The 4693-nt window shown below is 73.2% G+C and carries 6 protein-coding genes and 1 pseudogene; 3 read left to right on the top strand and 4 right to left on the bottom strand.

Annotated features, from left to right (window positions below; all coding sequences use genetic code 11):
• The 4 genes and pseudogenes from AB0G02_RS28765 to AB0G02_RS28750 all read right to left on the bottom strand — a co-directional run.
• Positions 1-201: pseudogene (locus AB0G02_RS28765) on the bottom strand (hypothetical protein); the annotation flags it as partial.
• A 100-nt stretch (positions 202-301) separates the two neighbouring features.
• Positions 302-694: a VOC family protein gene (locus AB0G02_RS28760; RefSeq protein ID WP_360799834.1), complete on the bottom strand. Its 393-nt coding sequence runs from the start codon at positions 692-694 to the stop codon at positions 302-304.
• Positions 695-789: 95 nt separating this feature from the next.
• On the bottom strand, positions 790-1896 hold the full coding sequence (gene aroB / locus AB0G02_RS28755; protein WP_360799831.1) for a 3-dehydroquinate synthase: 1107 nt from the start codon (positions 1894-1896) through the stop codon (positions 790-792).
• Positions 1897-1915: 19 nt separating this feature from the next.
• On the bottom strand, positions 1916-2605 hold the full coding sequence (locus tag AB0G02_RS28750) for a crosslink repair DNA glycosylase YcaQ family protein (RefSeq protein WP_360799828.1): 690 nt from the start codon (positions 2603-2605) through the stop codon (positions 1916-1918).
• Here AB0G02_RS28750 and AB0G02_RS28745 point away from each other — a divergent pair.
• The 3 genes from AB0G02_RS28745 to AB0G02_RS28735 form a co-directional block, all read left to right on the top strand.
• Entirely contained in the window at positions 2587-2736 is a 150-nt protein-coding gene (locus AB0G02_RS28745; protein ID WP_360799825.1) for a hypothetical protein, read from the top strand. The genes AB0G02_RS28750 and AB0G02_RS28745 overlap by 19 nt on opposite strands.
• A 420-nt stretch (positions 2737-3156) precedes the next feature.
• Positions 3157-3804 (top strand): response regulator transcription factor, encoded by a 648-nt coding sequence (locus AB0G02_RS28740; protein WP_360799837.1) that lies wholly within the window; start codon positions 3157-3159, stop codon positions 3802-3804.
• On the top strand, positions 3801-4693 hold an 893-nt coding region (locus AB0G02_RS28735; protein WP_360799822.1), incomplete at its 3' end, for a histidine kinase dimerization/phospho-acceptor domain-containing protein. The genes AB0G02_RS28740 and AB0G02_RS28735, both read left to right, overlap by 4 nt.

The following is a 4693-nucleotide window of genomic DNA, read 5'->3' as shown; positions in this document are numbered from 1 at the left end:
CCGGTCGGCCACCACCGGCACCGGCCGGGGCGGCTTCGAGGCCGTGGTGGAGTTCGGCGCGACCGGGCTGGACGCGGTGGTCGTCGTGCTGCCGACGACCGGTTCCGACGCGGGCTCGGCCACGCTCGGCGCGCAGGCCGTCAGGAGTGCGACGGCCAGCGCGCCGACGAGTCTCGCCGCTCCCACACCGGACCTGGACATGGCGGGCGGGTCTCCACTTCTGCCGGCGTTCGGACAGCCGAACCACCGGCACGGTGTCGGGGTGCCGCCCAGTGTAGGGATCGAGTCGGTCAGAAGAGTGTCAACCGGACGGGGCAACCAGCTCCACCTCGAAGCCGTCCGTGTTCTCCAGGTAGGCGGCGTAGTGATCCGGACCACCCGCATGGGGGTACTTATCCTCGAACAACGGCGACCAACCGTGTTCGGTGGCGGCACGGGCCAGCCGGTCCACCTCCGCCCGGCCGGCGACGTGGAACGCCAGGTGGTTCAGGCCCGTGCCGAGGCGGTGGTGGGCGTCCAGCGCGGGCGAGTGCTCGACCACGACGTAGGTCGGGCCGAGCCGCCAGCTCACGCCCGCGGGCCAGCGCTGGTGCTCGACCCAGCCCAGCTCGCGGAGCAGCCAGCCGATGCTGCGCTCCGCGCGGGCCAGGTCGGGCACCCACAGCTCCACGTGGTGCAGGTGCCCCGCCGTCACGGGCCCACCACCGTCAGCCACCTGCCCGCCGCCGGTCACGCCGCCCGCCGGTCACGTGCGCTGCGCCGGCACGTGCCCCGGTCACGGCCGGAGCGTCACAGCAGGATGCTCCCGCCGGACTTCGGCTCGGCGGCGACCGCCGAGTACGCCGCCGCGATCAGCGCCGGGTCCGGGCCCTCCAGCCGGCCGGGCTTGGCCAGGCCGTCGAGCACCACGAACCGCAGCACGCCCGAGCGGGTCTTCTTGTCCGACTTCATGCCCTCCAGGAGCTGGCCCAGCGCGTCCGGGTCGTAGCCGGTGGGCAGGCCGAGCGCGCCGAGGATCGTGCGGTGCCGGTCGGCGGTCGCGTCGTCCAGCCGACCCGCGAGACGGGCCAGCTCGGCGGCGAACACCAGGCCGACGCTGACCGCCGCGCCGTGCCTCCAGCGGTACCGCTCGCGGCGCTCGATGGCGTGCGCGAGGGTGTGGCCGTAGTTGAGGATCTCCCGCAGGTCCGACTCGCGCAGGTCGGTCGACACCACGTCGGCCTTGACCTGGATCTTGCGCCGGACCAGCTCCTCGATGACGTCGCCGGAGGGGTCCAGCGCGGCCTCCGGGTCCGCCTCGATCAGGTCGAGGATCACCGGGTCCGCGATGAAACCGCCCTTGACCACCTCGGCCATGCCCGCGACCAGCTCGTTGCGCGGCAGGGTCTCCAGCGTGGCCAGGTCGACCAGGACGGCCTCGGGCTCGTAGAACGTGCCGACCAGGTTCTTGCCCGCGTCGGTGTTGATGCCGGTCTTGCCGCCGACCGCGGCGTCCACCATGGCCAGCAGCGTGGTCGGCACGTGGACCAGCTTCACCCCGCGCATCCAGGTGGAGGCGACGAAGCCGGCCAGGTCGGTCACCGCGCCGCCGCCGAGACCGATCACCGCGTCCGTGCGGCCGAGGCCGACGCGGCCGAACACGTCCCAGCAGTAGCCGGCGACCCGCAGGTCCTTGCCGTCCTCGGCGTCGGGCACCTCCACGCGGTGCGCGTCGATCCCGGCCGACTCCAGCTCCTGCCGGACCGCCTCGGCGGTCTCGCCCAGCGTCGGCGTGTGGACGATCGCCGCCCTGGACGTCCCCTTCAGGGTCTCGACCAGGTCACCGAGCAGGCCGCGGCCCACCACCACGTCGTACGGTCGTTCCGCGGCCACGCGGATCCGCACCGGCTCGCCCATCACCACTCCCCTCGTCGGGTCACCATTCGACCACGTCCGGTTCGAGCGCGGCGCCGCCCCACACCCCGGCCAGCACCGCGGCCTGGTCGCGGATCGCGCGGCGGGCCGTGCCCCTGATCTTCGACCAGCCCTCGACCCGGAACGTCACCGTGCGGCCGCGGATCCCGTGCCGCCACGTGCCCGCGACCCGGCCGTGCAGGACGAGCGCGCCGGGGCTGCCCACGGGCCGCCACACCCGCTTGGCCACGTCCGGGTCCGCGACCAGGTGGCGCGGGCCGAGCAGGTACGGGTCGCGCGGGAACAGCAGCAGGCCGGCGGGCGGGTCCGGCGCGGTGCCGTCGGCCTCCGGGCCGAGGTGGGTCTCGTGCGCGAGCAGGCGCTCGCCGTCGACCCGGACCGGGTGCAGGTCGGGCCAGGCGTCCTGCGGGCCCGCGCCCAGCCACTTCTCCGCGTCGGTCTTGGCGAACGGGCCGACGAGCCGCGCGTAGGCGTTCAGCAGGGTCGGTTCGCCGGTGTCGCCTTCCTCGGCGGGAGGGGTCGCGGGCGGGCGGCGGAAGACGAGCTTCGCGCCCAGGTGCTCCAGCTCGATGCCCGCGAGCAGCGTGCCGAGGCGGAACAGGTTCTCGATGACGTGGTCGGTGCCGCAGTTCGCGCAGTGCGGGCGGGCGACCTCGGGCAGCAGCGGGCTCGGTGCCGGTCGGGGCCGCACCGGCGGCGAGCGTTGGAGTCGTCGCGCTGACCGGGCTCGACGAGCACCGGGTGGCCGCCGCCGTGCGGCGGGTGGCGACGGCCGTGGCCGAGGACGTCCGCCGCGGTCCCGGCGACCGGGGAAGGCCCTGAGCCCAGGCGGATCCTCACCCGGGTCGCGCCTTTGACCGGGAGCGGCCGATGTCCGGTTCGCACCACTGTCCACAAAGGATGGTGAAACTCGGGAGACGGGCGCTGAACAGTCCACAATGGATTGTGAGCGAATCCGGTCACCGCCGTTCCGGACCCCGCACGGCGACCAATTGGGACGATCCAGGATCGCGGGTCGCCAATCCGCCGACAAATAGGGGTTGACAAGAAATCCGGTCCGCGGACATCACTGCACGTTCGCGCAATTGTTTCGCCGTCGCAGCTCCCCCACCGGCACCGATCTCCACGAGGCCGGCGGAACCCCGATGGCCGATGCTCGCATCACATTGACCGAACACCCGGAAGTGGGATTCTGGTGACGTGCAGGGCACCTCCAGATCCTGGCCGGCGGAGTGCTTCCGGCTGCTGCTGGTCGAGGACGACCGCGAACTCGTGGAGTTGCTGAGCCGCGCTTTGCGCGACGAGGGCTACAGCGTCGACGTGGCCACGGACGGACACCGGGGGCTCCACCTGGCCCTCACCCGGCCGTACGACGTGGTGGTCATCGACCGCGGGCTGCCCGCCCTGGACGGGCTCGAACTCCTGGTCCGGCTGCGGGCGCGGGCGGTGCGGGCGCGGGCGTTGATGCTGACCGCGCTGGGCACCGTCCACGACCGGATCGACGGGCTCGACGCGGGCGCGGACGACTACCTGGTCAAGCCGTTCGACCTGGACGAGCTGAGCGCCCGGCTGCGCGCGCTGTGCCGGCGGGCGCTGGAGCTGCACGACGTGCTGCGGATCGGCTCCGGTCACCTCGACATCGCCCAGCGGGAGGTGGCGCTGCCGGACGGCGAACGGGTGCCGCTCACCGCGCGGGAGTTCACCCTCCTGCGCGTGCTGGCCACGTACCCGGACACGGTGCACACGCGGCCGGCGTTGCGGCGGGTGGTGTTCCCGGACGCGTCATCACCATCCATTGTGGACACTTACGTGTACTACCTGCGGACCAAGATCGACCGTTCAGTGGTGCACACCGTGCAGGGACTCGGGTATCGCTTGGGGGCGTTGTGAGCCGATCGTGGGTCGAGGCGGAACGGGCGGTGATCCGGCGCACGCGGCTCCGGATCAGCGTGCTGGTGGGTCTGGCGATCACCGTGCTGGTGGCGTTCGTCGGCGGGATCGCCTACGTCGTGATGGTCCGCGCGCAGGAAGCGCAGGTGACGCGCGAGCTGTGGTACAACGCCACGTTCGGCACGCCGTCGACACCTCCGGGGTGCACGTGGTTGTTCGTCCTCGACGACGGGGTGGTCAACGGCGGTGTGCTGCGGGTGCCGCCGGGCTTTCCGCTGCGCGAGGACCTCGACGCCGTGCGGTCGTCGGGCCGGCCCCTCGAACGCGCCCTGGAGCGCAACGGCACGGAGTACCTGGTGCTCACCCAGCCCGGCTCGGACGGGACGACCGTGCAGGCGGTGTTCGACACGCGCTACCAGCTCGCGGACCGGCGGCACCTGCTGCTGGCGCTGGTGATCGCGGAGGTCGCCGGCCTGCTCGCGGCGGCGGTGACCGGGATGAGGGTCGGCCGAGGCACGGTCGCACCGCTGGCGGAGGCGCTGGCCAGGCAGCGGCGGTTCGTCACGGACGCGAGCCACGAGCTGCGGACGCCGATCGCGCGGGCGTACACGCGGGTGCAGCTGCTCGCCCGTCTGGCCGCCGCGGCGGACCTGCCCGACGACCACCGCGAGGGCCTGGACAAGCTCGCCAGCTCGATCCGCGGGCTGGGTGACGTGGTGGACGACCTGCTGCTGTCGGCCCGGCTGGACGCGCAGGCCCAGGGCCTCGACGGGCGGGAGGTCGACCTGGCCGCCCTGGCGGAGTCGGCGGTGGACGGGGAGGCCGACCGGAAGTTCCTCCCGCTGGTGGAGGAGTTCGACCGGATCCACGAGGAGGGGCACGACTCGAA

It is taken from the genome of Actinosynnema sp. NPDC023658 (assembly GCF_040639995.1).
Classification (GTDB): domain Bacteria; phylum Actinomycetota; class Actinomycetes; order Mycobacteriales; family Pseudonocardiaceae; genus Actinosynnema.
The sequence above is the reverse complement of the archived record's forward strand: the minus strand, read 5'-3'. Positions and strand labels throughout refer to the sequence as shown.